This is a genomic window from Stenotrophomonas sp. CASM114, from assembly GCF_049384325.1.
Lineage (GTDB): Bacteria > Pseudomonadota > Gammaproteobacteria > Xanthomonadales > Xanthomonadaceae > Stenotrophomonas > Stenotrophomonas muris.
In genome coordinates, this window is record NZ_JBMRGJ010000012.1 from 66,480 (window position 1) to 92,747 (window position 26,268).

Consider the following 26,268-nt stretch of genomic DNA (forward strand, 5'->3'; position numbering starts at 1 on the left):
CCTCACGGTGCGGGCGTCGTGTTGTGGGGGAAACCGAAGCGCTTACTTGTAGTCCGGATAGTCCTTGCTCACCGCGTCCTGGAACTCGCGCACTTCCTTCTCCGCGCGGTCCTTGGCCCAGCCATAACGTTCCTGCAGGCGGCCGGCCAGATACTCGGCATTGCCTTCGGCCACATCGAAGTCGTCGTTGGTCAGATCGCCCCACTTGGCCTGGGCCTTGCCCTTCAGCTGCGACCACTTGCCGGAAATGATGTCTTTGTTCATTGCTGGGAGTCCTTGGTTGCAACGGCGTTCTTACCGTGGCTCCAGCTTCGCGCAGCGGCTGTTGAGTACCGGTCAACCGGCAATGAAATACATGCTCACCTGCTTGAATGGTTCACTCCGCTTCGACAGCCACGCGGCAAACAGCGCGCACAAAAAAGGCCGGGAAGATTCCCGGCCTTTTCGCTTTCCAATCCGCGCCGGGCTCACTTGCCCTTGGCGGCGTCCTCAACTTTTTCACCGGCCTTCTGCACGTCCTTGCCGGCACCGGCAACGGTATTGCAACCGGCCAGCAGGGCCACCGAGAACATCGACAACAGCATCAGGGCAACTACGCGCTTCATGGGCTTCTCCTTGGGTTCGCCGCTACACCGCTTCATTCGCGGATGGGGTTCTGTCGCTCGGCGGGAGGGCACACTGCCACCGCCGCCGCGTGAAGTGCAATCTGGCGGCAGCGGCGTGGAGCGGGTGTGAACGGATCGGCGATCCGTTCAGGCCAGGCCCTCAGTCGCGCATCAGGGTGGACTTGCCGAACAGGCTTTCGACCAGGTCCACGGCCAGTTCGGCGGTGGCATTCTGCTTGTCCAGCAAGGGGTTGAGCTCGACGATGTCCAGCGATCCCATGCGCCCGGTGTCGGCGATCATCTCCATCACCAGCTGCGCCTCGCGGTAGTTCACCCCACCCGGCACCGTGGTGCCCACGCCCGGTGCGATGCTCGGGTCGAGGAAGTCCACATCGAAGCTGACATGCAGGTGGGTGTTCTCATCGATGCCGGCCAGCGCCGCCTCCACCGCGCGCTTCATGCCGTTCTCATCGATGTAGCGCATGTCGTACACATCCACCTTGTGGGTCTTGATCAGGCGCTTCTCCTCAGGGTCCACCGAGCGGATGCCGATCTGGTGCATCTGCGCCGGGGTGATCGCCGGTGCGCTGCCGCCCAGGTGGGTCAGCGCCTCCGGGCCGAGGCCGCACAGGCAGGCCACCGGCATGCCGTGGATGTTGCCCGACGGGGTGACATCGCTGGTGTTGAAATCCGAGTGCGCATCCAGCCACAGCACGCGCAGGGTCTTGCCCTGCTCGCGGCACCAGCGCGCGACGGCGGTGATCGAACCGATCCCCAGGCAGTGGTCGCCGCCGAGCATGATGGGCATGCGGCCGGCCTGCAGCTCGGCGTAGCTGGCTTCCATCAGTGCATGGTTCCACGCCACCACTTCATCCAGATGGCGGTAGCCTTCCACCGGCACGGTCCACGGGTTGCGCGGGCCATCCAGATTGCCCACGTCACGCACGTCCACACCACGCGCTTCCAGCGCCTCCGGCAGGCCCGCCACGCGCAGCGCCTCCGGCCCCAGCCGTGCACCGCGATGGCCCGCACCGACGTCGGTGGGAACGCCAATCAGGGATACGGAGATGGGATGGGCCATGGGTGCCTCCTGCGGTGGGGAAAAAGAAGCACAGTCTAGCCAGAGCTGTGTGACACCACTCGCGGCGGTGCAGCAGGGCAATGCCCGGATCGCCGCGAGCACAAAGGCGCCCCCGTCAGGCATTCCAGCGCTGAGCGGTCAGGAACCCGCCCTTCCTTGATCCACTTCACACCCGAGTCGGCATCGCCTCTTACCCACGGCGGTCCTTGTGTCCACCCTGCGTCGGCACCCGGACGGTGCGGCTTCATTTCCCCAACCCTGGAGAACGACGCGCATGAAACATGCACTCAATGGATTTGCGGTACTGGCAATTGCCCTGGGCGGACTGTTTCCGGCAGCTGCCAATGCCTCCTCGCAACGCATCACGCATACGGTGACCACCGACGCGTATCCCATGCAGACGGCGAGCGCACGCCAGGTGCTCGACTGGGTGGCGCAGCGGGTAAAGCCGTCGTTCGCCCCACAGGGCTACGGCAACGTACAGGTGGAACGGCGTGCGTTCTCCGTAGGGCGCGCGTCTGCACGCTCGGATGAATCGATTCCCGGCAAGCTGCCGGAGCAGGGCATTCCCGGTGAGATCTACCGGGTGGAGAACCTGCTTCCCGACGGCTCCCTGCAGACGTGGGAATTCACCTGGGTGGAACCCTCGTCCGGCCATGGCGGCGGCTGGGATGTCACCGGGTACACCTACAAGAAGGGAAATGACCCGGTAAACCAGCAGTAGCGGGACGCTGCCCTGCCCCGCCCCAGGCACGACGCCGCGGAATCTCGGCAAATCGGCGTCAGGCGCGCGACAAGCAGGCCCCCGAACAATCGCGAGGACCTGCTGCAGCCTGTGGCTTGACGACCGATCAGGAACGAATCGGTACCGATAGCGGCATTCGGGAGGGGTAGAATCCGTCCATGATCTTCATACTCCGACTAGCACGACTGGCCGCCGTTTCGCCCCTCCTTGTCGCCTGCTCTGCGCCCGTCACTACTGCAGATGCTGCGGCTCCGGTTGATGCGACAACGAAGCAGATCCTCATCGAGGAATATGGCGACTCCACGACCGTAGGCTACACCGCCACGCCTTCCGGAACGATCATCGCCGCGATGAATCAGCCCAACACACTGCAGCGTTTGCTGCGGACAGAGTACGGTGATCGTGTCGTTGTGAAGAACGAAGGGATTGGCGGAATTCAATCCTCAGATGCGCTGAACGGGACCGACGGAATTCACCAGTCGTGGGAGTCTGTCATGGCGAAATCCCATGCCCAGATCGTGACTCTGAACTTTGGGCTTGGCGATGCCTATCTGTTCTCCCGTCCAGAGTCTGGGAAGATCTCCGCATCACCACAGGAATACAAGCGCGTGATGGGCGAGCTGGTTCGTATTGCAAGAGAACATGGCAAAACCGTGGTGATCTACGAGCCCAATCCATCGTGCCACCCCGCCCGAGAAACAGGGATGCCGTACTACGTGATGCATCTCGATCAGTTGGGCCACGAGATGAACATACCAATGGCTTCCCAATTCTGGGCATTGCTTGCCACGCCCAATTGGCGAGAGCTGCTGTCTGACTGTACACACCCTACTCCCGAGCTCTACCAGCTGAAAGGTGAGAACGCGTACAAGGTGCTTCGACCAATCGTGAAGCAGATCATCGACGCCAGCTGACATCCTGTGCAATCGGAGAATGCTGTAAGTCCCAGGTTTCAACCGAACCTGAGCGCAACCTCCGTCAAGTCCACAATGAAGATAGCGGTGGTTCGCGGCCCCATCGTTACGCCGCCGACCGGGAACGTGTTGGGGGTTACGACGACGTACAGGTGGAACGGCGCGCGTTCTCCGTAGGGCGCGCGTCTGCACGCTCGGATGAATCGATTCCCGGCAAGCTGCCGGAGCAGGGCATTCCCGGTGAGATCTACCGGGTGGAGAACCCGCTTCCCGACGGCTCCCTGTAGACGTGGGAATTCACCTGGGTGGAACCCTCGTCCGGCCATGGCGGCGGCTGGGATGTCACCGGGTACACCTACAAGAAGGGCAATGACCCGGTAAACCCGCGCTGACCTCCGTCCTGGCGTGCCGCAGCGGTGCAGCAGTGAAACGGCATGGCATGATGCCGTACGGACCTGCCGCCTTTCATGGAAGATTGTGATGTCGCCCTTTATCAACACCACCTGGCCACGCTTCTTCATCGTCGCGCTGCCCATCGCTTTTTTTGCGGTTCTGTTGAACAGCTTGATCGATGCGTCGCCGAACGGCTGGCTGATGCAGGCGGCGCTGCTGCTGACGCCATTCTCGCTTCTGCTGTTCTTGGCGTTCGGTTGGCAGCGTCTGCGCAAGGCGCACGCTGAGTATCCGATTCTGACAAGCGAACTGGACCGCATGTTGGCGGCGTTGATCGGCAACGTTAAGGTGGCCGCGGCGTGGTTCGGCCTGACCGTCATTGGTGTGTTCACCCTGATACTGGCATGGGTGCTGCTGCGAACACCAGGCGGCTGACGGAGGCCCCCGCCCACGGCGAACTCAACCGCCGCGGCGACGAACCGGCGTCAGGCTCTGCACCTGGCCGTTGTTGCGCATCATGCACAGGAAGCGGCCATCGGGGTAATCGATGATCAGTTCCTGGTAGTCGCTACCCACCGGCATCTGGGTCACCAGCGTGCCCTGCGCGCCCTTGCGCAAATTGCAGGAGCCCAGCGCGGTATCACCCGCCGGCGCGCTGTACGCCACCTTGGACACATTGCGGAACACCGCCCGGCACCCGCCGTTCACCCATACCGAGTGCCGCGACAGGCCCCAGTTCTGCCCTTGTTCGCAGCGGGTGTGGCTCAGCTGGCGCACCACCTCCACGTTGCCGCGCGTATCCATGTCGCACGACACCTGCTGCTGGTCGGTGGATTCGCAGGTCACCTCGCGCGGCAGCGCCGCATCGCTGTCGTCATCGTGGCGACGGCGATCGCGATGCTCTTCCCGCGCCGGCGTTCCGCTGGCACTGACCTGGCAGATGCCATTGGCGCCGCCACGGCCGGTGTAGCTGATCTGCGGCGTGCCATCCTCGCTGCTGCTGATCGACAACGTGATGCCGCTATTGGCATCGCGTGCTTCGACGTAGCGGTCGTTGAAGCGCTTGAGCGCCGCCTCGCGGCCCTGCACGTAGACGGGGCCGCCTTCGTCGGCGTGCACATCGATACCGCCCGGGCAGCTGGCGTTGAAGAACGGCACCGCGGCCATGGCCGGGGCCACGAAAGCGGTGGACACCAGTGCGACGGAGAGCGACAGGGCATGGCGACGCATGTGCGGATCCCGAAGGGGCCCAGGTGGGCGTGTAGCCGCAGTATGCGGTGGGCGCTGCGGGCGGTCCGTGAGGAATATCAAGATCCGGGTAGCGCGCGTGGGGATTCACGCCTGGTATCGTTGCCTTGGTGCCTTACCGAGGCTGTTAAGCCAGCTTTACGTCGCACGCTACTGTAAGCCGTGCGGCAACAGTGGCGCGGCCCGGATGGCCGATGATGACGGCACTGCGCGATATGTCGCTTCTGGCATTGCGATGCTCGAAACAGGCCAAACGCGATAATTCATTTTTCCTTTCAGATCACCCGATGCCATCAAAACAAACGACTGGCAGGCGGGGATTTCGCGTGCGCATGATGAATCGCCACCTGCAAAAGGTGGTCGGGACTTCCAAGCCCGTGTTGTCAACGATGTATACGCTTGCCAGCCGGCGTCGTCCTTTCAGGGGCGGCGCCGGCTGGCAATCCGTTAGCCGATCGACGGCGGGCGGTGCGTGGGGGCCTCGTGCCCGCCGATTCGTTGACCCGGTCTTGGAAGCCACGCATCGCCCGCCACCCTCTTCGGGTGGCACCTCTGTTGCCGACGAGGACGCCCGCATGCCCAAGACCCATCACCCGTACCTGACCGCCACCCTTGGCGAGGCCGCGCTGCGCCTGCCACCCGAACTGGCGCAGCCGTTGGAAGCCGCTTTCGCCGCTGCGAACGAAGCCCCCGCACCGATCAATCTGCCCGGCTGCCTGCAGCGCATCCAGACCGGTGACGCCGCCGATGGACAGCCGTGACCGGGGCCCGCCAGCACACCCGGCCAAGCCGTGGCCGCCGCTCGCCGGGACCGCGCTGCGGTGGGTCTGGTGTCGTTGTTGGAGCTATATCACGCCGCCGAACGCGTGCGCGTGGACGGGGAAGAGAAAGACGATATCGGCGACGGTGTGCGCGAGGGGCTGATGCTGGCCTGCCGGGGGCTGGCGGAGTATGTGGCGCTGCAGGTGGGTGGGGCTCAGTAATGCAGAACATTGAGATCCCCAATGCACAGGTTCACAACGTCACTGCCCAGGCTAGCGAATCAGGCAGACCCGCTGCTGGAATGAGCACACCCTATCCAAACCTGAAGCCTGTTCTCGTTGAGCTGCGGCTGGACGAAGTGGATTCGCGCGGCGGCGCTGTTGCCGAGATGATCGCCTCCACCGCGCGCCCCATGGCGCTTTCGATAAGCCCTGAACTTATGTGGTACGGCTTCGTCTTGAATGACTGCGGCATCACCCGGATCACGCCGGGAACGCGGGCACACTGCACGATCTCATTCATCAACCACGACGGTGCGAAAGAGGTATTCCCCTGTGGCACGGTGGCCGCCTTCGGAGACGGATCCTCGACAAAGGGGTTGATCCGCATCATCCGGTTTGATTGAACCTGTTCGCGCCAGACTTTCTGAGATGGCCAAGCTTGAGCGAAATGCCCTGATGCTTTACACAGCTCTGGCGTGCAATCGCACACCAAGTGCCCGGGTCACCTTCAGGATGGTCGAAAAATCGGGGCTGCGCTCGCCGGACAGTGCGCGATACAGGCTCTCCCGCGACAGACCCGCCGCACGTGCGACCTTGCTCATCCCTTGGGCACGGGCGATATCGCCCAGCGCCTTGGCGATGAATGCCGAATCGCCGTCGCTTTCGTCGATGCAGGCGTCGAGATAGGCGGCCATTTCTTCGGGTGTCCGAAGATGTTCGGCCACATCAATTGCTTTGAGTTCGACTTTTTTCTTAGTGGCCATGATGGAACAGCTCCAGTACTTCGGTATTGATTCGTTTCGACTACAGCCGGTTCGACGCTCACAGGGCACGTGCAATCTCCTTGGCCGTCTCTATATCGCGCCGCTGCGAACCTTGTCGCCTCCAACCAGAAGAATCACCCACTGCCTGCCGCGCTGGGTGTAGTACAGGCGGTAGCCCGGCCCTGCATCGATACGCAGTTCGGAAATACCGTCCCCCAGATAGCGGTGATCACCCGGATGGCCTTCGGCGAGCCGACCGATGCGGGCCAAGATGCGAGCGCGTGCAGTTACGTCCTTGAGAGCGTCAATCCATGTCGCGAACTGACGGGTACGCTGGATCTTCATGGAAAAATGTAGCCTACTGGCTACACATTTTCAACTACGAGAAACGCGCATCAACCACGAAGCACGCGCACAGGCGGGTGGGACGCGCCTCGTCAGGTGCAAGATGAGATAACAGCAAGGAAGGAAAAGAAGGGGAGAGACGCAGCAGGGAGCAGTGCTCGACCGATTACTGCGCCGCCGTGTCGAGCTGCACAACTGGAGTTTGATGGTGCCGCTTATCCGAATCGAACGGATGACCTACTGTTTACAAGACAGTTGCTCTACCAACTGAGCTAAAGCGGCATGGGTGGTGCACCGGCGGCAGTGCCGCGGTCCGGGGATTCTAGCGCAACCGCGTGCAGTCCAGCGACCGGCTCTGTGCCGCCCCGCTGCGCTGCTGGGCCTGGGCCGGCTGCGTGCCCGCCGCCAGTTGTCCTTCCAGCCACCATTGGCCGGCGTCGCCGCTGGCCACCAGGCGCGGCTGGAAGCCGGCGGCCTGCACCGCTGCCATGCGGCGCTCGGCGCCTTCGCGATTGCGGTACTGGCCCAGCGCCACGGCGTTGGCCTCCTCCCCCTGGCTGATGATGTAGTAGTCGCTCAGGCCGGCGGCGACGATACGTTTCACGGTGGCCTGCGCTTCATCACGGTTGGCGGCGGCCGGCAGCATCACCCGGTAACGGGCGCTGCCGCTGGCAGCGGGCTGTTCGCGCAGGCGCGCCTGGCTGAGCAGCGCGCCGGCCTTGCCTTGCGCACCGGTCGCGGCGGCGCGGTCGGCGAACGGGCCCAGCGCGACGCAGCGCGGCGGCTCGGTGGCCGCGGGCGGGGTTACGGGCTTTTCCGGTGCCGGAACGGGTGCAGGCGGTGCTGCCGGCTTGGCAGCGGCAGCAATCGGCGTAACGTCAGCCGTCTGCGGCTTGGAAACTTCGGGCTTGGCCGGCCCGGCCGGCGCGGGTGCAGGCGTCGCAGCCACTGCGGTCTTCGCGGCCGGTTCGCGCTCCATCAGCGGTGCGGTCGGGGCGGCGGCGGTGGCCTCGGCTGCGGCATTGGCATCCGCGCCACCGGGCACCCAGCGCAGCTCGGCCACACCAGCGGGTTGCGGCGGCGGCGCAGGCTTCTGCGGTGCATCGCGCAGCAGCCACCAGCAGGCGACGCCAAGATTGAGAACGGCCAGTACGACGATCAGGGCACGGGTCAGCATGCGCGGATACTAGCCTGCGGGCTGGTGCACCGCCCAGCGGGCGAGGCCATCCAGCACCAGCGACGGGTGGTAGTCGGCGCCAGGCAGCAGCGGCATCAGCGCCGGTGCGCCGCCGCCGTGCACCAGCAGCGACGGCGCTACGCCCAGCAGCGCGTGCGCCTGCTGCGCGCTGCGTTCAATCAGCGCCACCGCGGCGCCATCGCAACCGGAGGCCAACGCATCGGCGGTGTCGTTGGCGAACTCGCTGTAGTCGCCGCCAGTGGCCGGCAGCTGCACCGCACGGGCGTGCAATGCCTCGCGCATGGTGGTGGGCGATGCGGAAATGCGGCCACCGTGGTGCTGGCCGTCGGCGTCAAGCAGGTCAATCGTCAGTGCGGTGCCCACGCCGACCACCAGCACCGGGCGCTGCGCCTTGGCTGCGGCCAGCAGGGCCAGGAAGCGGTCGACGCCGAACTTTTCCGGCTTGGCATAGGCAATGCGGACGCCGGCGCATTCGGCGCTGGTTCGCACCACATGCACATGCTCGAAGCGGCGCTGCAGCTGGTCCAGCATGGCGCTGGTCAGCGACGGTGCGGCCACGCTGGCCACGAACGCGGTGGTACCGCTGGGCAGGCTGTGCGGCGGCTGCCCGGCCATGCCTTCGGCGCCATGCGCCCAGGCCTGCACGTCACCGGCACGGTCACCCTGCAACGGCGCGAACTTGAAGCGCGAGTTGCCGAGGTCGAACAACCAATCGCTCATGCTGCCCTCACGCTGACTTCGCCGGCGTGCAGCAGGCGCTCCTGGCCATCGATGCGCACGCGCAATGCGCCGTCATCGGCCAGGCCAAGCGCGGTACCGTGCTGCCACTGCCCGTCCAGTTCCACGCGTACTTCGCGGCCGGCCAGCATGTCGAAGGCGGCGTAGCGCGGCAGGAACGGAGCGAGGCCTTCGCGATCGAATTCCTCCAGCGCCGGCAGCAGACGGGCCAGCACGGCGGCAACGACCACGTTGCGGTCCACCGGCTTCCCGGCCAGGGTGTCCAGGTCCACCCACGGCTGGCTGATCTGCTCGGCGAACGACGGCGGCATGTGCGTGTTGATGCCGATGCCGATCACCGCGCGCGCCGGGCCGGCGTATTCGCCACCGCCCTCTGCGAGCAGGCCGACCAGCTTGCGCTTGCCATCGACGATCAGGTCGTTCGGCCACTTCAGCTGTGCCTGGGCATAGCCCAGGTCGTGCAGCGCTTCAGCCACGGCGATGCCGGCCACCAGGCTCAGCCCGGCCAGGCGGCCGAGGCCACCGGAGTACAGGCGCAGCACCGACAGGTAGATATGCGCGGCCAGCGGCGAGGCCCAGGTGCGGCCACGACGGCCACGGCCACCGGTCTGGCGTTCGGCCAGCAGCACGCTGACCCCGCGCTGGGGCGCGCTGCACCGCAGCAATTCAGCGTTGGTGGAGTCCACCGTCCAGGCCACCTGCAGGTCGTGCAGCAGCGGCAGGACCCCGGCCGGCAGGCCACCACGGATCGCCGCCGGGTCCAGCAGGTCAACCGGGCGGGTCAGGCCATAGCCCTCGCCGGCACGGCCCTCGACATCCACACCGGCGGCCCTAAGCCCTTGAATACGCTTCCAAATAGCCGCACGGGTCTGGCCCAGCTCACGGGCCAGGGCGTCGCCGGACAGGCGACCGGCAGCGAGTTTGGCCAGCAATTGGCGATCGTCCACGGCAGCTTCCACGAAGTCAGGCAGGAATTATGCGGGAAAGCCGCCAGCGACGCCCGCCACGCTGGGTTCCGCGGGGGCTTCCAACGGGGCGCCGGGTTCGGGCTAGAATCGGGAACTCACCCTCCCTTAACGTGGATGTCGTCAATGCGCCGTTATGCCCATTGCCTGATCCTGCTGATGATGCCCTTCGCGGCGTCTGCGACGGCAGCGCTGGACGACAGCCGCGGCGCCTGCGTGTCCTCCAACGGTGATGCCGCCTCGCAGCGCGCGCCGACCGCGACTGCCTCGGCTGCGACCACCAAGCCGACACCGGTACGCCCTGCGGCCAGCAGTGCCACCAGCACCGGGGGCGGCGGCAGCGACGATGACGTGCTGCAGCGCATCCGTGCGCCGAAGTGGCACAGCTACCTGCCGGGAATGTTCCGCTGATCAAGTCGTTGCTGCAGTGGCTGCGGCCTACGCCGCGGCCGATCGACGATGCACTGTGGGAACACGCCTGCCGCCGCGCGGCCTGGCTGCACGGACTGGACGACGAACGCCGCGCGCGCCTGCGCGTACTGGCCACGCGCTTCCTGCACGAGAAGACCATCACCCCGATCGGTGAGCTGCAGCTGCAGGCCGGTGACGGCGTGCTGCTGGCCGCGCTGTGCTGCCTGCCGCTGCTGGCGTTCGGTGAGGTGGGGCTGGAGGGCTGGTCGCAGCTGATCGTCTACCCCGATGCCTTCCGCGTGCACCGCAGCCACATGGATGCGGCTGGCGTGCTGCACGAGTGGGATGACGAGCTGATCGGCGAGTCGTGGGACAGCGGTCCGTTGATCCTGTCCTGGGCCGATGTGCAGGCCGACCTGGCGGCGCCGCACGAGGGCTACTGCGTGGCGGTGCACGAGATGGTGCACAAGCTGGATGCGCTCGATGGTGCGATGGATGGTACGCCGCCGCTGCCGCGCGAATGGCAGCGCGAGTGGGCGGGCACGTTCCAGCGCGCCTGCGACGCGTTCTGTGCGCAGGTGGACGCAGGCGAAGAGACGCTGATCGATCCGTATGCGGCCGAGGCGCCGGAAGAGTTCTTCGCGGTGGCCAGCGAGTACCACTTCTCGGCACCGGATCTGCTGCAGCAGGCGTTGCCGGAGGTGGCGGCGCAGCTGCGACGGTTCTACGGCGAGCCGCCCAGGATCGCAATGCGGTAGTGCCGGCCGCTGGCCGGCAACCTCATGATCTTCGATGGCATTGCTTGGTTGCCGGCCAGCGGCCAGCACTACCGATCAACGAGGCTTACGGCCCTGGCGGCAGGCGCACTTCGAAGCGGGCGCCGCCCAGTTCGGCCGAACGGCCCACGGTCAGTTCGCCGCGGTAATCCTTGATCAGGTCCTGCACGATCGACAGGCCGATGCCGTGGCCCTGCACGCGCTCGTCGCCACGCACGCCACGCTGCAGCACCTTGCCGATGTCGTCCGGGGCAATGCCCGGGCCGTCGTCATCCACCGCCAGCAGCAGGCCGGCGCGGCGCGCGTTCGGGGCCGGCAGCGGCTGCGCGGTCAGCAGCACGCGGCGGTTGGCCCACTTGAAGGCGTTCTCCAGCAGATTGCCGAGCAGTTCCTGCAGGTCGCCCGGTTCGCCGTGGAAGCGTGCGGCCGGATCGATATCGAATTCGCACAGCACGCCCTTGGAAGCGTAGACCTTTTCCAGCCCACGCACGATTTCCTCGGCATTGGACTCGATCGGCAGCGGCGCGGAGAACAGCTTGTGGCCCGAGGAGGCCGCGCGCGCCAGCTGGTACGAAACCAGGTTGTTCATGCGCTGCAACTGCACGTCCAGTTCTTCGCGCAGCGCGCCGTCGCCGGCACCGCTGTCCATCTGCGTGCGCAACACGGCAATCGGCGTTTTCAGGCTGTGCGCCAGGTCGGCCAGGGTGTTGCGCTGGCGCTCGAGGTTCTCGCGCTCGCTTTCGATGAAGGCGTTGATGCTGTCGGTCAGCGGTTCCAGCTCGCGCGGGTGGCGCTCGCTCATGCGCTCGGTCTCGCCGCGCTGCACCTTGGTCAACTCGGTGATCACCCGGCGCAACGGGCGCAGGCTCCACTGCAGGATGACGGTCTGCAGCAGCAGCAGGATCAGGCCGATGCCGCCCAGGTAGAACCAGACGCGGCCACGGAACACGCGCAGCTGGGCACCCAGCGCGCGCGAGTCTTCCATCACATAGATGGTGTACGGGAATTCGGTGGCGGGGTCGGCATCGGCGCCCCACACCAGGCCCAGGCCATAGCGGTACACCGAGCCCTGGCTGCCGTCGATCTGGATCATCGGCAGCGGGCCTTCGAACACTTCCTGGCGCGGTGCCAGCAGGCCGCCGCCCACGGTGGGCAGCATCGGGCCTTCAGCGGACATCGAATTGCCCTTGCCGTGCGGCATCACCACCTGCAGGTACAGGCCACTGCCGGGCACGTCGAAGCGGGAATCCGGCGGCTGCTCGCGGATGTACAGCGAGCGGTCGCGGGTGAAGTCGATGCCGGCCGCGTAGGAGGTGGCGTAGTTCTTCAGGCGCTCACGCAGGTTCGCCTTCGCCGTGTCGGCGAAGGCGGCGTCGAGCGCGTAACCGGCCAGGGCCAGGAACGCCACCAGGCCCACGGACGCGGCGAGCATCTGGCGCGCCTGCAGTGAGCGCGGCCGCCAGCGTCGGAAGAACCACAGACGGCCGGACATCGTGTTATCGCCAGGGTGAGCCGGCTCAGCCCTCGTTGCGCGGGATCGCGAAACGGTAGCCGCGACCGCGCACGGTCTCGATCGGCTTCAGTTCGCCATCCGGGTCCAGCTTCTTGCGCAGGCGGCCGATGAACACTTCCAGCACGTTCGAGTCGCGGTCGAAGTCCTGCTGGTAGATGTGCTCGGTGAGGTCGGCCTTGGAGACCAGTTCACCGGCATGCATCATCAGGTACTCCAGCACCTTGTACTCGTAGCTGGTCAGGTCGACATTGCTGCCGGCCACGCTGACGGTCTGGGCGGCGAGGTCCAATGCGACCGGGCCGCATTCCAGGGTCGGCTTGCTCCAGCCGGCGGCGCGGCGCAGCAACGCGTTGACGCGGGCCAGCAGCTCTTCGACGTGGAACGGCTTGACCAAATAATCGTCGGCACCCTGCTTCAGGCCCTCGACCTTGTCCTGCCAGCTCGAACGCGCGGTCAGGATCAGCACCGGGAACTTCTTGCCTTCATCACGCAGGGCCTTGATCAGCTCCATGCCCGACATCTTGGGCAAGCCCAGGTCGATGATGCCGACATCGAACGGAACTTCACGCCCCATGTAGAGGCCTTCCTCGCCGTCCTGCGCAGCATCGACGGCAAAGCCTTCGCGCTTGAGCCGGGCTGCCAGGGTCTCACGCAGCGGGGCTTCGTCTTCGACCAGAAGGATACGCATGAACTCTCCCTAGTGTCCTGGGTGTGGCCCGGAGGCCTGTGGGGTACGGGTTGATAGCGACAACTATCCCTGTTCAGGGGTTATCGCCGCGTAGTGATGACATATCCGACCGCGGCGTGCGCGGCTGTGAACGCGACGGGGCGGGGTCGTCCATGTAGCGGACCCGGCCCCGGTCGTCCATGTACTTCACCCGGTTGATATCACGACCATCGAACGGCACGCGCTCGGCACCGAGGATGTGACCACCCGTGGTGCGCTGCACGCGGCGCACGGCATCGGACAGCGAACGCTCGTCGCCACGGTTGCCGCGCTCGCCCCGCTCCATCATCTCCGCACGCCCCTGCTCACCCCGCGGCGGCTGCTGTGCCAGCGCCGACGACAGCGGCACGGCCGACAGGACCACGCAGGTGGCCAGGGCAATGCGGCGATGGAAGGGAGCGGAAGACATCGATGCGATCCTAGCCGAGCACGGCGATTCGTTCAAAAGTCGTAAATCCGGATGCTGGGTTCGGGGCCCGGCGCTTTACAAATCCTTTGCAAATTCTTGGTTTGGGGCAGTGAATCCGGTCTGAACTTTTCCGGCCGCGACCCCGCGATGTTCAGCTAGGTGAACATTCGGAACGAATCGCCGCGCCTTGTCAAGTCAGGAATGTGACAGCGGTCACGCTGCGGCGCGATCAGCGTCGCGTTCGGTCGCGGCAAGCGCCTGCTGGACCAGGCTCCAATCGGCGCCCGGGCGGTGTGCGCCCTCGCTCAGCACCTGGCGGAATGCGCGGCCACCGGGCTGGCCATGGAACAGGCCGAGCAGGTGGCGGGTGATGTGCTTCAGCGCCAGGCCTTCGCCCAAGCGCGCTTCCACGTAGGGGCGCAGCGCGCGCAGCAGGTCGCCGCGGGCCTGCAGCGGGGCGCCGGTCTGCAGCGCCTCCAGCTGATGCAGCAGGTAGGGGTCGTGGTAGGCCGCGCGGCCCAGCATCACGCCATCGACGTGCGCGGCCTGCGCCTGCACCGCCTCGACGCTGGCCAGGCCGCCGTTGAGCACCACCGGCAGCGCCGGGCGCTCCTGCTTCAGCCGGTAGGCCCAGTCGTACTTCAGCGGCGGAACCTCGCGGTTCTCCTTCGGCGACAGGCCCTTCAGCCACGCGTTGCGCGCGTGCACCACCACCATCGCGGCACCTGCGGCGACCTGGCGGTCGACGAAGGCGGCGAACACGTCGTAGTCGTTGTCCTCGTCCACGCCCAGGCGGCACTTCACCGTCACCGGGATCTCGACGGCATCGACCATCGCCGCCACGCACTCGGCCACGAGCCTCGGCTCGCGCATCAGGCAGGCGCCGAAGCGCCCGGCCTGCACGCGGTCGGACGGGCAGCCGCAGTTGAGGTTGACCTCGTCGTAGCCCCAGTCGGCAGCGATGCGCGCAGCCTGCGCCAGCAGCGCGGGATCGCTGCCCCCCAGCTGCAGCGCCAGCGGCTGTTCGCTGCGGTCGAAGCCGAGCAGGCGCGCGCGATCGCCGTGGATGACCGCGTTGGCGTGCACCATTTCCGTGTACAGGCGCACACCCGGTGCCAGCACGCGATGGAACACGCGGCAATGGCGATCGGTCCAGTCCATCATGGGGGCAACGGACAGGCGCAGGGAATCGGCGTAACGGGCGGTGGCGGACGTCATCGGGGTGTTGATCGCGGAGACTGGCATTGCCAGTGAGATCAATAGTTTACACCGGACGGCTGAATGGCGGCGGGTGGCTCCGGGGCTGGCCGCTCGACCGGCCCCGGGGACACCGCGTGGCTTACAACCCGCGGTTGCGAACCTGTTCCTGCTGCTGTTCCTGCGCACGCTGGTTGAACTGACTGTCCAGCGCTTCGCTCTGCCGGCTGCTGGCCTCGACCGAGTGCGACACCGCCTGCTGGCGGTCGACGAAGGTCCGCTGCGCTGCCGGGTCACCCAGCTCGCCCTGCACCGCGAACAGGCCGGTGCCGTCCGGGCGGGCCACGACATGGTCGATCTGGCGCATGCCGGACACCTTGCTTTCGTAGGCCAGCTGGCCAGCCGCTCGTTCGGCTTCCTGCGGGTTGGCGAACAGCGGCTTCAGGCCGGCCTGGGCGCGCTGCTGTTCGAGCGCCTGCAGCCTGTCCAAAGCCTGGCCGAAGCGCGCGTTGTCGGCATGCCCGGCGTCGCGCATGCTGGCCGGCGCTGCAGGTTCGGCCTGGGCCGGTGCCGCCGGCGCGATACCGGCCTTCACCGCGTTGGGCGCATCCACCTGCGCCAGGGTCTTGCGGCCGGCCTTGCCATCGTCGTCCAGGCCATTGTTGGCCTGGAACTGCTTGACCGCTGCAAAGGTGTCCTTGCCATACACGCCATCGGCGTGCAGCGGCTTGCCGTCGGCCCCGGCGTAGCCCAGCGCCGCCAGCTTGCCCTGCAGGGCCTTGACCTCATCGCCGCGCTCGCCCTGCTTCAGCACGCCATCGGCCATCGGCGCCTGCTGTGCACTGCGTGCGGCCTGCGCGGCCTCGGGGCCCTGCGCGTGGACCTTGCCGCCCAGGGTGATGCGGTCGTTGAGCATGTCACCCAGGAACCTGCGGTACTGATCGGGCTCGAGCTCGATATGCGCGTGCACGGCACCCGGGGTACCGGCATCGGACTGGCGGATCAACGGCGCACCGTACTCGACGAAATCACCGGTCTTGTAAGGGGTGGTTCCACGCGCACCGTGCAGCACCTGCCCGACCAGTTCGCGCTGCGGATGCCCGGCCGGATGGCTCCAGATGCTGATCGAATTCCACTTGTCATTGTTGACCTGGACATACCCGGCGACCGGATTGGGAATCATCACCTCCCGGTCGCCGCGCGCATTGCTCAGGATCAGATCCTTGTGCACCAGCGGGATGCCGTTGCGATCACCGCGGGTCCGTACCGTTTCCAGTTCGCCCTCGACCATGGCCGACGGGCGGTCAGCCTTGGCGGCATTGCCGGTGCGCACGGCCTCGGCATTGGTGTTGGGGTGATGGATCTTCAGTTCGCGATAGGCATCCTCGCCACTGGTGCCATGGCGCAGTGTGCGGTTGCTGCTGCCGTTGCCAAAGGGTTCGACCACGACGATGCGCTGGCCACCGGGCGCGGCGGCGGCATCGGGTTCCCGCGCAGTCGCGGGCGCGGGTGCCGCAGCAGGAGTGACCGGTGCAGGCGTGGCCGGTGCCACAGGCTGCGCCGGCGTGTGCTCGCGTACCGCCGTATCCAGGGCCTGCAGGGTCTGCCGGCCGGCCTTGCCATCGACGGTCAGCCCATGCGCCTGCTGGAACTCGCGCACTGCATGCTCGGTATTGGCACCGTAGTGGCTATCGGCTGTCAGCGGTTGCCCGTTGCGACCGGTATGGCCGGCCTGGATCAGCTTGGCCTGCAGGGCCTGGACCTCGGTACCGCGCTCGCCGGGTGCCAGCACGCCGTCGGCCATCGCCGATGCGGCCGCACGCTGGCCGCGCTGGCCGGGCTCAGGTTCACCGAACACCTGCTGGTAATCCTTGCCCCGGTAAGCCTCGGGGTTGTGGTTGACCTGGTCGTAGCGCGCCAGCCCGACCAGTGCGGTCTTCTCGGTGAGCGCACGATCACGCAGCGAATCCCACAGGGTGGGCGAGCTCTGGAAGTGCACCTGCACATTGGCGTGCTTGTAGTCCTGCACCGCGCGGACAATCTGCTCGTCGCTCAGCTCAGTCAGCTTGAAGTCTTCGCCATAGGCCTGCTGCAGGCCCTTCTGGAACACCGACCGGGTCATGCCGCGGTACTGCACCGAGGTACTCCACAGCGCATCCTGCACGGCCGCACCACGGCCGGAGAGATCGATGCCCACATCCTTCAGGCGGCCCATCTGCACGTCGTAGTACTTGTGCTGGATGAAGTCGTGCTGGTCCCTGGCAAACCCTGCCGGATCGGCGGCCGCCACTTCCTTCCAGCGTTCGGTGAAGGCCGGGGTTCCTGCCTGCAGGCCGTTGAAGCGGTTGCCATAGCGCGAGGCGGCGACGTACTCATCCACGCCGCCAACGTTGGTGGCGTACTGGTAGCTGCCATACGACACGCCGCCATGGTCGCCCCTGCCGGTGGAAACGTGGCCGGGGCCGCGACCTCCGGTTTCGAAATGCGCCGACGTCTGGCCGCGATGCCAGTTGTCCATTGCCTGCTTTGCCTGGGTCACAACATCCATTTTCCTGCACTCCTTTGCGGGGGAATTACTTCGAGGTCAGTGCCTGCAGCACGTCGGCACGGTTGGCGGTGCGATTGATCCGGCAGGACTGCGCGTCCAGCATCTGCCCCTGCCCGTCTTCGGCAGGGTTCCAGCTGCAGTAGCGATTGGTATCGGACATGTAGGCGGCCTGCTCGTCCATCAGCCTGTCCTTGTCCTTGCCATCGGGACCGTCGACGATCTTCATGAAGGCCTGCTCGAGTCGCTGCTCCTGCCAGGCAAGCTCCTCATCGCCACACGCCTGCAGTGCGGGGGTCTCGCCGCCGCTGGAGTTCACGCACGTGGCGTACTGCGGCCGCAGCGTGGCTTTGTTGTAGGAATCATCCGGGCGCTGCGGCGGCATGTCCTGATCATCGGCATCGGCCGCTGTCGTGGCAGGTGCTGCGCGTGCAGGCTCTGCAGTGGCGGGCGGCGATGCGGTGGCGGGCGCGGCGGGCGCGGGGGCAGCTGCCGTATCCGCCTCCGGGCTCTTGGCCTGGCATGCTGCCAGGCTGAGGCCCAGGGCCAGCGCAAGCGCGATGGCCCCGGCCCTGCCGAACGTTTCGCGGGGGGCCGCTGGAAGGTGGTTTGTTCCCTGCATTGCTTGCATCTCCTTGGCATCCAGGCACGTGGCCCGTCAACGCGGGGCCGTCCATCGGCCCCATCACGCGGGCAATGCTACGACAGCGACGGTTTCAGGTGCCTGACCGGCTTCAGAATGCGTGCGCGTCGTCTCAGACGCGAACGCGGAAGCGTCAGTGCCCGCCGCCGCCCCCGCCCACCTGTTCGATCAACTCGAGCAGGCCGATCTCGGCCAGCATGGCCGACACTAGTAGCCGGTTACATCAAGCACCGCGAGGGCTGCATTGTTCCCGGTATAGGTGAACCGGGTGGGTAGAGGTAGTCCGTAGTAGGGGCCGTAGGTACGCCGCGCCGTCTGCGTCATCCCGAACGTGATGGTTCCACCGTTGACCGCCCCTCCGGAAACACTTACGTCCTCGTGTTGCAGGTATTCCTGCGGATCGCCCCATCGCTGGAACGTGTTCGCCGAATCGTACGCGTGAACCAGGGGCATCACTGCCCAGGCACGTCCAGGATCAAACTGGGCGCTCCCCTGCCAGCCAGGCCGTGTCGACGCAGAACGAAGGCCAGCCACCCGCGCGGCTTTCCGGCCTGCGTCGAACATCAGGCGGCCGGCACCGTCACGGATGATCAGTCCAAAATTGCTTGGTGGCTCCTGCGGTGGCGCGTACACATACCACTGCACCACTGCGCCGGGCGGACCAAACAGATACAGCCCAGCCGAATAGCCGTCGATCTGATTGTAGTACTGGCTTCCAACCACCGAGGTCGAACGCACGGCAACCATGCCGGCATGGTTGCCGATGTACCTGCTTCCTTCGCCATCCAGCGTGGTAGTGCCTTGAGCCAGCATGGCGAGTGTCGGGAAGGCATCGTCGATCAGTACGGTGCCCCAGTCATTGATGATCTTGATTCCTGCAGTCATATCAGCGGGCCCATATTTCGACGATGCCGGGATAGCGGTCCTTGGCGGGAACATTGACGTGACGCCAGCTGACGATGCCGGAGGCCACGTCGATGGAGAAGTCCGGGGCATACCTGCCGCGGGCAACCGCCGTCAGATCGGTATCTTCCGGTTGCCGGGAGAAGGCTGCGCTGCCGTCGACCGTGCTGTACTGGATGCTTGCAAGCACGCGGAACAACCTGCCTTGCGGGTCATAGCCCAGACTGCCATCCGCATTGAAAACCTGGATTCCGACTGGCATTACCACACCCCCATCTGCACGCGCAGCGTTCCTGCTGCATCAAATACCTGGATCACGTTGTTGACGATGGTCAGATAGCCACCATTGTCGGGGCCGGTCATCGTCATCGCGCCGCTCTTGTCCAACCGCCAGCGTGGCTGCCCTCTCGCACCCACCGCGTTGGACTGGATGAAATCACCGATCATCGCGTTCTGGATCCTGCCGTTCCCGATCAATGCCTGACTGATGAAGGTCTGGCCGTTCTCGACCACGAAGGGCGTGGTGATCTGTCCATTTCTCTCGTTGATCAGCGCGAAGCGATCGGCCTGCATCAGGATCTGGCTCTGGTAGCTGCCATCTGGCTGCTGCTCCACGCCCAGACCCATGCCGGCCATGTAGATCTGCCCGGCGCTGGTGATCTGCGCCTTGACCGTATAGGTCGCGCTGACCTTGCCATCCAGGTTGACCACGGCCTGCGAGACCTGCTGGACCGCGGCGCTGACGCCCTCGATCTTGCCTGGGACACCTTCGATGGACGCTTCGACCGTGTCCACGCGCTTGGCCAGTGCCGCGTCCTTCTCGGCCATCACGCTGTAGACGGTGATGGCGCCGGCGCTGACATCGTTCTCGCCGACGTTGTAGTCCTCCTCGCCGGCACTGTGGTCGCTGACCTGGGCGAACAGGCCATCGACCTTCTGCCCCTGCGCAGCCACCTTGCCATCGACGTCGGTCACGTCCATTTCCAGCTGGTCGACACGGCCGACGATGGCGCCCGCCTCGGCGATCGCGTCGCCGATGCTCTTCCAGTGGCTGCCCGGCGGCGTCTCGTTGCCTGCAGCGGCGCCCTGCCAGCTCCAGATCCGGCCGTCGTGGATGACGGTCTGGCCCGGGGTGTAGATTGCCGAGGCATCCCAGACCAGCGGCAGCACTTCGGTGACGCGCTCGATCTTGCCCTTCAGCTGTTGACCCAGCGCGCTTTCGTTGATGCGGCCGGCGAAGTAGGCGTCGTAGTCATCCGGGTTGCTGCTGGACTCACCCATCACCCCGGCTTGCGCCGGATACCACGGGCCGATGTTGCCACTTCGATCCACCAGCCGTCCCCAGAACCAGAAGCGCGCGCCAGCGGCCAGGCCGTTCATCTGGTGCTGGGCCTGCGGGTAGGCGAAGTCGCCCAGCTTGATCGCGCTCTCGCGATTGGGGCCAGTGCTGTACCAGAGTTCGGTCCGTTCGGTATCGGTTGCACCTGCGGGGAAGCCCCAGGACAGTGTGATGCCGAAGGGGCGGGCAGTGCTGGTCAACGATGCCAGCGAGGGGGGCGGCGTCGTCTTGCCTTCAATGGTGGTGAGCGCGCTGAGCGTCGGCTGCGACACCGCGCCCAGCGCATTGACCGCGCGTACGCGGGCCAGATACTCGCCTGCGTAGACGCCCCGCACTTCCAGGCTCTGCGTCCCGACGCGACCAGCGCGGACCCAGTTGAGATCGCCACGGCGCCATTCCACGTCATAACCGATCGCCTTGTCCGCAGCATCCCACTCGATCGTGAGCACGGAGGTAGCGATGCCCTGGTCGACCACCACATGCGAGGCCATCCGCACGTTGGCCGGTGCCGGCTGCACGCTGGGCGGGATGATGCTGATCGGCGGCTGCTCCAGGCGCGTGCCGTCGTCGATGGCGGCGTACTTGCCCGGCACGTGCTTGAGCGCGGTGATCTGATAGGTCAGGTCCTCGCCTTCGCTGATCGACAGCACGCGATAGTGCTGCAGGGCCAGCTCCGGCGATTCCAATGCCCAGACCGACTGCGCCACCGGCACCGCCGACCAGGGCGCGCTGACGGTCACCGTCTCGCCGTCCACCGACTGCACCGTGCGTGCTTCGGTCTGCCCGCTGGGCAGGGTGGCACGCAGGGTGTCACCGGCCGCGATCTGTTCCGGCATGCGATCCAGCACCAGGCTGCGCGCACCTGCACTGCGGATGCGACCCGCATTGCGGCGGCCGGCGCGGTTCGGGTCGGCCACCTGGATCACATCACCGGGCATGCAGCCCAGCGCATCCAGGCCCACCGAGAAGCTGATCGTCTCGGTTTCCAGCATCTCGGTATGCAGGATGTGGTTGCCCACGCGCTGCGCCTGCGAACGTGAGTGGCAACCCACCGCCGTCACCTCGGTCTGGTTGATGCCGTAGCGGGCCACGCCGGGCAGGTGCTGGACCACTTCGACCTTCTGCCGACCGAAGTCGTCCGGATCGATCCACGACACCAGGGCCACCGTGTGCCGCGCCGTGCGGCTGCTGCCGGCATAGTGGAAACGCCCTTCGATGACGTTGGCCTGGCTGTAGGTCAGCACCGGGTCCTTGGGCATGTCGGCCGAGGCCATCACCTGCCCCGCCGCATAGAAGCTGATGCCGCGGAACATGGTGGCGATGTCCTGCAACACGCGATAGGCCTCGGCGCGGGTCTGCAGATACAGGCTGCAGGTGAAGCGCGGCTCCTTGCCGCCCTGGCCATCGCTGACCAGTTCATCGCAGTAGCGCGCGATCTGGTACAGCCGCCACTTGTCCACCCAGTCCAGCGGAACACGATGGCCCAGGCCGAAGCGATCGTTGGTGACGATGTCGAAGAACACCCAGGCCGGATTGTTGGTCCAGCCACTCTTGAAGGTACCGTCCCACACACCGCTGTAGAGACGGCTGAGCGGATCGTAGTTGGAGGGGATGCGTACGATGCGGCCCCACAGCTGGTAGGACCGGGTGGGAATGTTCTGGAACTGGCTGGCATCAACCTGCACCGCCGCCAACGCACAGTTCGGATAGCGCAGCTTGGCATCGATGATCTCGGTCATCGACAGCACGTTGATGGTATCGGCGATAGTGCTGCTGTTGGCGTTGGCGGTCAGCCGGCGGATGCGCACCTGCCACTGGCTGCCGGCAGGCAGATCGATGCGGCGGCTGCGCTCGTACTGGCTGGTGGTCTTGCCACTGAAGGCATCGGTCAGCACGGTGCTGAACGGGCCGCCGTCGGTGGACAGATCCACCGCGTACATGATCCGGTAGCCTTCGGTATCACCGTTCTCGGTGTTCGTCTTCTGCAACGCCGGCACCGCAAAGCGGATACGGACGGCTGACAGATCGGCACCTGACACGGTGCGCACCACCGGCGCATCGCTGCGCAGCTCGACGTTGACCCCGACTTCGTTCTCGATGGAGGGGAAGCCGCTGATGTGCTCCTGGTCCTGGGTGCCGGAACGCGTCTGCACGTCCACGCCGGAGAAGTTCAGCGTGCCGTCCGGATTCTCGATCGGCACCTGGTCCAGGTAGATCGACTGCTTCCCGGCGACCAGGCCACGGATCTCGCCCTCGCTGGCGAGGTCGATGATGCGGGCCACCGCCATCGAGTGCAGGCTGTCGGCGGTTTCGACCGGGGTTCGGGCGTTGCTCGCGCCCTTCTTGGCGCCCGCCAGCACTGGCGTGGCTGCGCCACGCGTGCGCGGCGTGGGATGAGTGGTCTGATTCAAAACTGGTCCTCCGCCAGGATGCCGCCGCTGATCACGGCCGAGCCGATGAACATGCCCTTGGTGTCATGGCCGCCATAGGCGACCGGCACCGGGTTGCCTTGCGCCTGCGTGTTGACGGTGCCGTTCATGCTGTAGCTGGGCGCGTTTTCGGGTGTGTCTTTGGCACCCAGGCCTTTTGGCTGGGGGGAGAGCATCTGGGTGATGCCGCCGATCACCATGGAAACACCGAGCTTCATCATCGGTTGGCCGATCGCTCCATATCCCCATGCCGATGCCACGGCGCCAACAACGATGAGGACGACGCCCACAATCGTCTGCAGTACGCCCCCTCGCTTGCTGCCCACCAGAACCGGCGCGATGCGGATGTCATCCTGTCCCGGCGGGTCGTGCAGCTGATCCCGCGACAGGTTCTGCCGGCCGTTGAACACGGCAAACTCCATGCCCTTGGCCTTTGCGCCCATCAGGTACTGCTGGAATCCTGGCAGCATCGTGCACAGCGCATGCACCGCCTCGGCCGGGCTGTTCACCGCCAGCCGGAACCTGCGCCCAAAGCGCGCACCCAGCTTGCCGTACAGGCGGATCGTACGAAGACGGTCAGTCATGGCGCACCCCGCGATGGCGGACGATGCAGCGGGTGCGCTCGGCCCACATGCCGCCGTACGGCACGGTCTCGGACAGGCGCCCATGCAGGTGATGCAGCATCTGACCGTCGCCGAGGTAGATGCCCGCGTGGTTGGTGACCGGCGAGCGGATCTGCATCAGGATCATGTCGCCCCGCTGCGGCTCGCCCTCGATCAGGTCGAAGCCCTCGGCGTGCAGCCGTTCAAGGCTGTACAGGTCCTGGCCGTGGCTCCACCAGTCGTCCTGGCGTTCGTACTCGGACAGCGGAATGCCCAGTTCGCGTGCGTGGAAATCGCGGACCAGGCTGTAGCAGTCCAGCACACCATGGGCGAACTGGCGACCGACCAACGGTGCCATGTAGCCAGTGGGATGCAGGGTCTGCAGATCACCGCACAGCGGTGCCTCGCCTGTTACCTGGCCGACGCTGACGATGTGCCAGGTCAGCCCGCTGCGCTCGCACATGACCCTATCGGCGTCGGACGGCGTTGCGGCGGCATCGGGATGGCTGTGCACCAGGGCCAGCACCTCGCCCTTGTCCTCGGCCACGGCATAGTCCTCAGCGGGCAGGCGGAAATGCTCGCTGGGCGTGGCGGCCACGTTGCGGCAGGGAAGATAGCGTTCGTGGCCTTCAATGGCCACGATCAGCCCGCAGCATTCGCGCGGGTACTCGGCCACGGCGTGCGCCTGGATGGCCTGCAGGGTTGTCGGTTGCATGTTTCACCCATGAAAAAGGCCCGCGCGGGCGGGCCTGGAAAGTGGAATTCGGGAGGGGATCGATCAGGAGCGCAACAGGCCCGCGGCGGGGAAGCCGCCATAGGGCAGCGGCTTGTCCTGGCCGAAGCGCAGCTTGCAGCTGCGTACCCGACCGCCGCACTGGTCACGCGCCGGATCATCGGTGGCGACGTCGTCGCTGTCGGCCACCGCTGGACCGTTGTAGCCGCAGTACGCGCCGCGATAACCGCCACGCACCAGCCAGCCACACATGCCGGCGATGATCTGCCTGCCCGGCAGCTGCTGCCCATTGAGATCGATCGCGGTGGTCAGCTCGAATTCGACCATCTGCTTGTCCTCACCGATCTTGCGCTCGATGAACCAGACTTCATCAGGGAAGTGCTCGCCAGGATCCGCGCTGGGATTGCCTTCCTCGAAGTTGGCGGCATCCAGGTACTTGGCCAGCGTCTGCCGGCGGATGATGCGTGCACCGACCAGGTCATCGAACAACAGGCACATGGCGGTGATGCGGCCATCGATGTTGCTTACGCGCAGGCGCGGGTTCGGCGGCTGGTCGCTGGTGCGCTCGAAGCCGCTGGCCTCGATCGGCCAGGGGCCATATTCCTGGCCCTGCCACCAGATGAGGCCACTCTGCAGGTGCGCGTGGAAGAAGAGCTTGTCGGCGCCGAAACTGCTGGCGTCGAGTTCATAGACGGTGATGCGGCCACCCGGCTCAAGCTGCTGGGCATCGGCGGTGATCATGAGGTGTTCTCCTGTGCGGCATTGGGAAGAGGGGGTGGCACGGGGTACCGTTCCTGGCCGCACGGTACGATGACGTGGTGGCCTGGGCGCAGCGAAGCAGTGGTGGTGAAGCAGGCGTGCTTTGGCGCCTGCGGAGCGGGGGTTGTCATGGCTCAGAGCTCCGCATCGGCCTGGACCAGCACCTGCGAGGTGGTCGACCACACCACCACCGCGCCCCAGAGCTGCATGTTGTTCGGCATCGAGGCGATGACTGCCGCGTCAACCGTGGACTGCCAGCTGGGCGCTCCGCCGTCGAAGTTGACCAGGTTGCCGGCATTGCCGAAGCCCACCAGGTTCAGCGCGGTGGACGGCGAGGAGATTCTGGGCGCTGAGCGTTTGCGCACCTTGAACGGGATGCACGCACGCGTGTCGCCGTTGGCGGTGTAGGTGATGCCGATGATCCGGTTTACATCCACCGTCTCGTAGTAGCGCTGGCACAACAGCAGCTCCAGTGCTTCGGACCGGCGGTCGAAGTCGGTGGCGGTATCGCCTTCTTCGATCTGCACTTCGGCCACTTGCACGCTGCCGCTCTTCTGCCCGGCGGCGAACGCGCGGCCGCCAAAATCGGCACCTGCGTCCAGCCAGAAGCTCAGTTGCAGGTAGCTGTCCGGGCCCAGCGTCTTGCCGGCAAGACCGGGAACTTCCACGGTGACCTGGTGCCATCGCCACAGCGTATCGAGCACGACCGAGGCGCCGATGCTGTCGCGCGCGGTAGACCCACCCGTTCCGTAGGACTGCTGCAACTCCACGCCGATGCGGAAGTCGTCCACCGAGGCGCGCGCCTTGAAACTGATCGTGACGGTGCGCCCGGCCAGTGTCCGGACATCCTCGATGCGCTGTTGGACCAGCGCCATGTTGCCGGCACCGGCAACGCTCTGCACCTCCAGCCGAAGCAGGTGGCGCGACCCAGCCAGCAGGCGCCCTCCCTGGCCGCCGCCTGGAGGCACATCCTCGCGTGAGGCAGCCACCCTGGTGCCGATGGCATTGACCGCCCAGCGGTCAGCGATGTAGCGAGAGCCCGTGGATGCAGGGAACGCTGCACCGCGCTGCCAGAACCGGAAGTCGCCGTTGATGAGCGGGTTCCTTCCGGCCATGCGGCCTTCCAGATGCATGAGCGCCGATTGCGCGTCGTCCAGACCAGCGTAGATCTCGGCGAAGTTGTCGTTGATCTTGGTGAACGCCGGCCGCTGGGTTTCACCTCGTTTGCCATTGGGCTGGACGGTGTCCAGGTCGATGATTCTTCGTGTCATGTGCAGTCCTCGCTGCGTGCGCCGGTGTTGAC

General features: G+C 66.0%; 27 protein-coding genes, 1 tRNA gene and 2 pseudogenes. 7 read left to right on the forward strand and 23 right to left on the reverse strand.

The annotated features are described in order from the left end of the window. Positions 1-42: 42 nt before the first annotated feature. The 3 genes from VG566_RS13050 to rocF all read right to left on the reverse strand — a co-directional run bounded on the left by VG566_RS13050 (position 43) and on the right by rocF (position 1,686). The gene (locus tag VG566_RS13050; RefSeq protein WP_004153772.1) at positions 43-264 is read right to left on the reverse strand and encodes a CsbD family protein; all 222 of its coding nucleotides are present in this window, start codon (positions 262-264) and stop codon (positions 43-45) included. Between the two features lie 203 nt (positions 265-467). Next, the gene (locus VG566_RS13055; RefSeq protein WP_014035659.1) at positions 468-605 is read right to left on the reverse strand and encodes an entericidin A/B family lipoprotein; all 138 of its coding nucleotides are present in this window, start codon (positions 603-605) and stop codon (positions 468-470) included. Positions 606-765: 160 nt separating this feature from the next. Next, positions 766-1,686: an arginase gene (gene rocF, locus VG566_RS13060; protein WP_241884572.1), complete on the reverse strand. Its 921-nt coding sequence runs from the start codon at positions 1,684-1,686 to the stop codon at positions 766-768. A 274-nt stretch (positions 1,687-1,960) separates the two neighbouring features. On the opposite strand from rocF, the gene VG566_RS13065 reads away from it, so the two are divergent. The 3 genes from VG566_RS13065 (at position 1,961) to VG566_RS13075 (ending at position 4,173) form a co-directional block, all read left to right on the forward strand. Continuing rightward, on the forward strand, positions 1,961-2,410 hold the full coding sequence (locus tag VG566_RS13065; RefSeq protein ID WP_032956250.1) for a hypothetical protein: 450 nt from the start codon (positions 1,961-1,963) through the stop codon (positions 2,408-2,410). A gap of 179 nt (positions 2,411-2,589) precedes the next feature. Then, complete coding sequence (locus VG566_RS13070) at positions 2,590-3,345, forward strand: SGNH/GDSL hydrolase family protein (protein ID WP_134967398.1); 756 nt, start codon at positions 2,590-2,592, stop codon at positions 3,343-3,345. Between the two features lie 480 nt (positions 3,346-3,825). After that, positions 3,826-4,173 carry a hypothetical protein gene (locus VG566_RS13075; RefSeq protein ID WP_041862980.1) on the forward strand — a complete coding sequence of 116 codons (348 nt, stop codon included), beginning with the start codon at positions 3,826-3,828 and terminating at the stop codon, positions 4,171-4,173. A 24-nt stretch (positions 4,174-4,197) separates the two neighbouring features. Here the strand turns inward: VG566_RS13075 and VG566_RS13080 are convergent, their stop codons facing one another. Continuing rightward, a complete protein-coding gene (locus VG566_RS13080; protein WP_241884573.1) occupies positions 4,198-4,968 on the reverse strand; it encodes a DUF3011 domain-containing protein in 771 nt (256 codons plus the stop codon). A 593-nt stretch (positions 4,969-5,561) separates the two neighbouring features. Between VG566_RS13080 and VG566_RS13085 the strand changes: the two are divergent. Beyond that, positions 5,562-5,969, forward strand: a pseudogene (locus tag VG566_RS13085) (hypothetical protein). Further along, positions 5,969-6,373 (forward strand): hypothetical protein, encoded by a 405-nt coding sequence (locus tag VG566_RS13090; protein WP_239508185.1) that lies wholly within the window; start codon positions 5,969-5,971, stop codon positions 6,371-6,373. Before VG566_RS13085 ends, VG566_RS13090 begins: the two are co-directional and overlap by 1 nt. A 57-nt stretch (positions 6,374-6,430) precedes the next feature. On the opposite strand, the gene VG566_RS13095 is transcribed toward VG566_RS13090, so the two are convergent. From VG566_RS13095 to birA, 6 genes and pseudogenes are all read right to left on the reverse strand, one after another. Then, positions 6,431-6,733, reverse strand: a complete 303-nt coding sequence (locus VG566_RS13095; RefSeq protein ID WP_197557639.1) for an addiction module antidote protein — start codon at positions 6,731-6,733, stop codon at positions 6,431-6,433. A 58-nt stretch (positions 6,734-6,791) separates the two neighbouring features. After that, positions 6,792-7,078, reverse strand: a pseudogene (locus VG566_RS13100) (type II toxin-antitoxin system RelE/ParE family toxin). Positions 7,079-7,284: 206 nt separating this feature from the next. Beyond that, positions 7,285-7,360: transfer RNA gene (locus VG566_RS13105), tRNA-Thr, on the reverse strand. A gap of 40 nt (positions 7,361-7,400) precedes the next feature. Beyond that, entirely contained in the window at positions 7,401-8,255 is an 855-nt protein-coding gene (locus tag VG566_RS13110; protein ID WP_241884574.1) for an SPOR domain-containing protein, read from the reverse strand. A 9-nt stretch (positions 8,256-8,264) separates the two neighbouring features. Then, positions 8,265-8,996: a type III pantothenate kinase gene (locus VG566_RS13115; protein WP_004153755.1), complete on the reverse strand. Its 732-nt coding sequence runs from the start codon at positions 8,994-8,996 to the stop codon at positions 8,265-8,267. Continuing rightward, positions 8,993-9,961 carry a bifunctional biotin--[acetyl-CoA-carboxylase] ligase/biotin operon repressor BirA gene (gene birA, locus VG566_RS13120; protein ID WP_046428093.1) on the reverse strand — a complete coding sequence of 323 codons (969 nt, stop codon included), beginning with the start codon at positions 9,959-9,961 and terminating at the stop codon, positions 8,993-8,995. Before birA ends, VG566_RS13115 begins: the two co-directional genes overlap by 4 nt. 144 nt (positions 9,962-10,105) lie before the next feature. On the opposite strand from birA, the gene VG566_RS13125 reads away from it, so the two are divergent. After that, positions 10,106-10,390, forward strand: coding sequence for a hypothetical protein (locus VG566_RS13125; RefSeq protein WP_046428091.1), 285 nt, complete (start codon positions 10,106-10,108; stop codon positions 10,388-10,390). After that, a complete protein-coding gene (locus VG566_RS13130) occupies positions 10,357-11,148 on the forward strand; it encodes a zinc-dependent peptidase (protein ID WP_423172649.1) in 792 nt (263 codons plus the stop codon). Before VG566_RS13125 ends, VG566_RS13130 begins: the two co-directional genes overlap by 34 nt. An 85-nt stretch (positions 11,149-11,233) precedes the next feature. Here the strand turns inward: VG566_RS13130 and VG566_RS13135 are convergent, their stop codons facing one another. The 13 genes from VG566_RS13135 to VG566_RS13195 form a co-directional block, all read right to left on the reverse strand. After that, complete coding sequence (locus VG566_RS13135) at positions 11,234-12,658, reverse strand: sensor histidine kinase (protein WP_014645620.1); 1,425 nt, start codon at positions 12,656-12,658, stop codon at positions 11,234-11,236. Positions 12,659-12,683: 25 nt separating this feature from the next. After that, complete coding sequence (locus VG566_RS13140; RefSeq protein WP_004136763.1) at positions 12,684-13,367, reverse strand: response regulator transcription factor; 684 nt, start codon at positions 13,365-13,367, stop codon at positions 12,684-12,686. A 73-nt stretch (positions 13,368-13,440) separates the two neighbouring features. Continuing rightward, positions 13,441-13,815, reverse strand: a complete 375-nt coding sequence (locus VG566_RS13145; RefSeq protein ID WP_014645619.1) for a hypothetical protein — start codon at positions 13,813-13,815, stop codon at positions 13,441-13,443. 213 nt (positions 13,816-14,028) lie between these two features. Beyond that, positions 14,029-15,060 carry a tRNA dihydrouridine(20/20a) synthase DusA gene (gene dusA, locus VG566_RS13150; RefSeq protein ID WP_241884575.1) on the reverse strand — a complete coding sequence of 344 codons (1,032 nt, stop codon included), beginning with the start codon at positions 15,058-15,060 and terminating at the stop codon, positions 14,029-14,031. A gap of 94 nt (positions 15,061-15,154) precedes the next feature. Continuing rightward, entirely contained in the window at positions 15,155-17,560 is a 2,406-nt protein-coding gene (locus VG566_RS13155; protein ID WP_241884576.1) for a peptidoglycan-binding protein, read from the reverse strand. Positions 17,561-17,585: 25 nt separating this feature from the next. After that, positions 17,586-17,942 carry a lysozyme inhibitor LprI family protein gene (locus tag VG566_RS13160; protein WP_065428057.1) on the reverse strand — a complete coding sequence of 119 codons (357 nt, stop codon included), beginning with the start codon at positions 17,940-17,942 and terminating at the stop codon, positions 17,586-17,588. Between the two features lie 465 nt (positions 17,943-18,407). Beyond that, a complete protein-coding gene (locus tag VG566_RS13165) occupies positions 18,408-19,085 on the reverse strand; it encodes a hypothetical protein (protein WP_032956264.1) in 678 nt (225 codons plus the stop codon). A gap of 1 nt (position 19,086) precedes the next feature. Then, entirely contained in the window at positions 19,087-19,365 is a 279-nt protein-coding gene (locus tag VG566_RS13170) for a hypothetical protein (protein ID WP_049405458.1), read from the reverse strand. Further along, a complete protein-coding gene (locus VG566_RS13175; RefSeq protein ID WP_241884577.1) occupies positions 19,365-22,853 on the reverse strand; it encodes a TipJ family phage tail tip protein in 3,489 nt (1,162 codons plus the stop codon). Before VG566_RS13175 ends, VG566_RS13170 begins: the two co-directional genes overlap by 1 nt. Further along, positions 22,850-23,455 carry a tail assembly protein gene (locus VG566_RS13180; RefSeq protein WP_041862966.1) on the reverse strand — a complete coding sequence of 202 codons (606 nt, stop codon included), beginning with the start codon at positions 23,453-23,455 and terminating at the stop codon, positions 22,850-22,852. The genes VG566_RS13175 and VG566_RS13180 overlap by 4 nt, the downstream gene beginning before the upstream one ends. Continuing rightward, positions 23,448-24,188 carry a C40 family peptidase gene (locus tag VG566_RS13185; protein WP_032956266.1) on the reverse strand — a complete coding sequence of 247 codons (741 nt, stop codon included), beginning with the start codon at positions 24,186-24,188 and terminating at the stop codon, positions 23,448-23,450. The genes VG566_RS13180 and VG566_RS13185 overlap by 8 nt, the downstream gene beginning before the upstream one ends. Before the next feature lie 63 nt (positions 24,189-24,251). Next, on the reverse strand, positions 24,252-24,947 hold the full coding sequence (locus VG566_RS13190) for a phage minor tail protein L (protein WP_014645608.1): 696 nt from the start codon (positions 24,945-24,947) through the stop codon (positions 24,252-24,254). A gap of 152 nt (positions 24,948-25,099) precedes the next feature. Beyond that, positions 25,100-26,236, reverse strand: coding sequence for a hypothetical protein (locus VG566_RS13195; RefSeq protein WP_134808423.1), 1,137 nt, complete (start codon positions 26,234-26,236; stop codon positions 25,100-25,102). Positions 26,237-26,268: the final 32 nt, after the last annotated feature.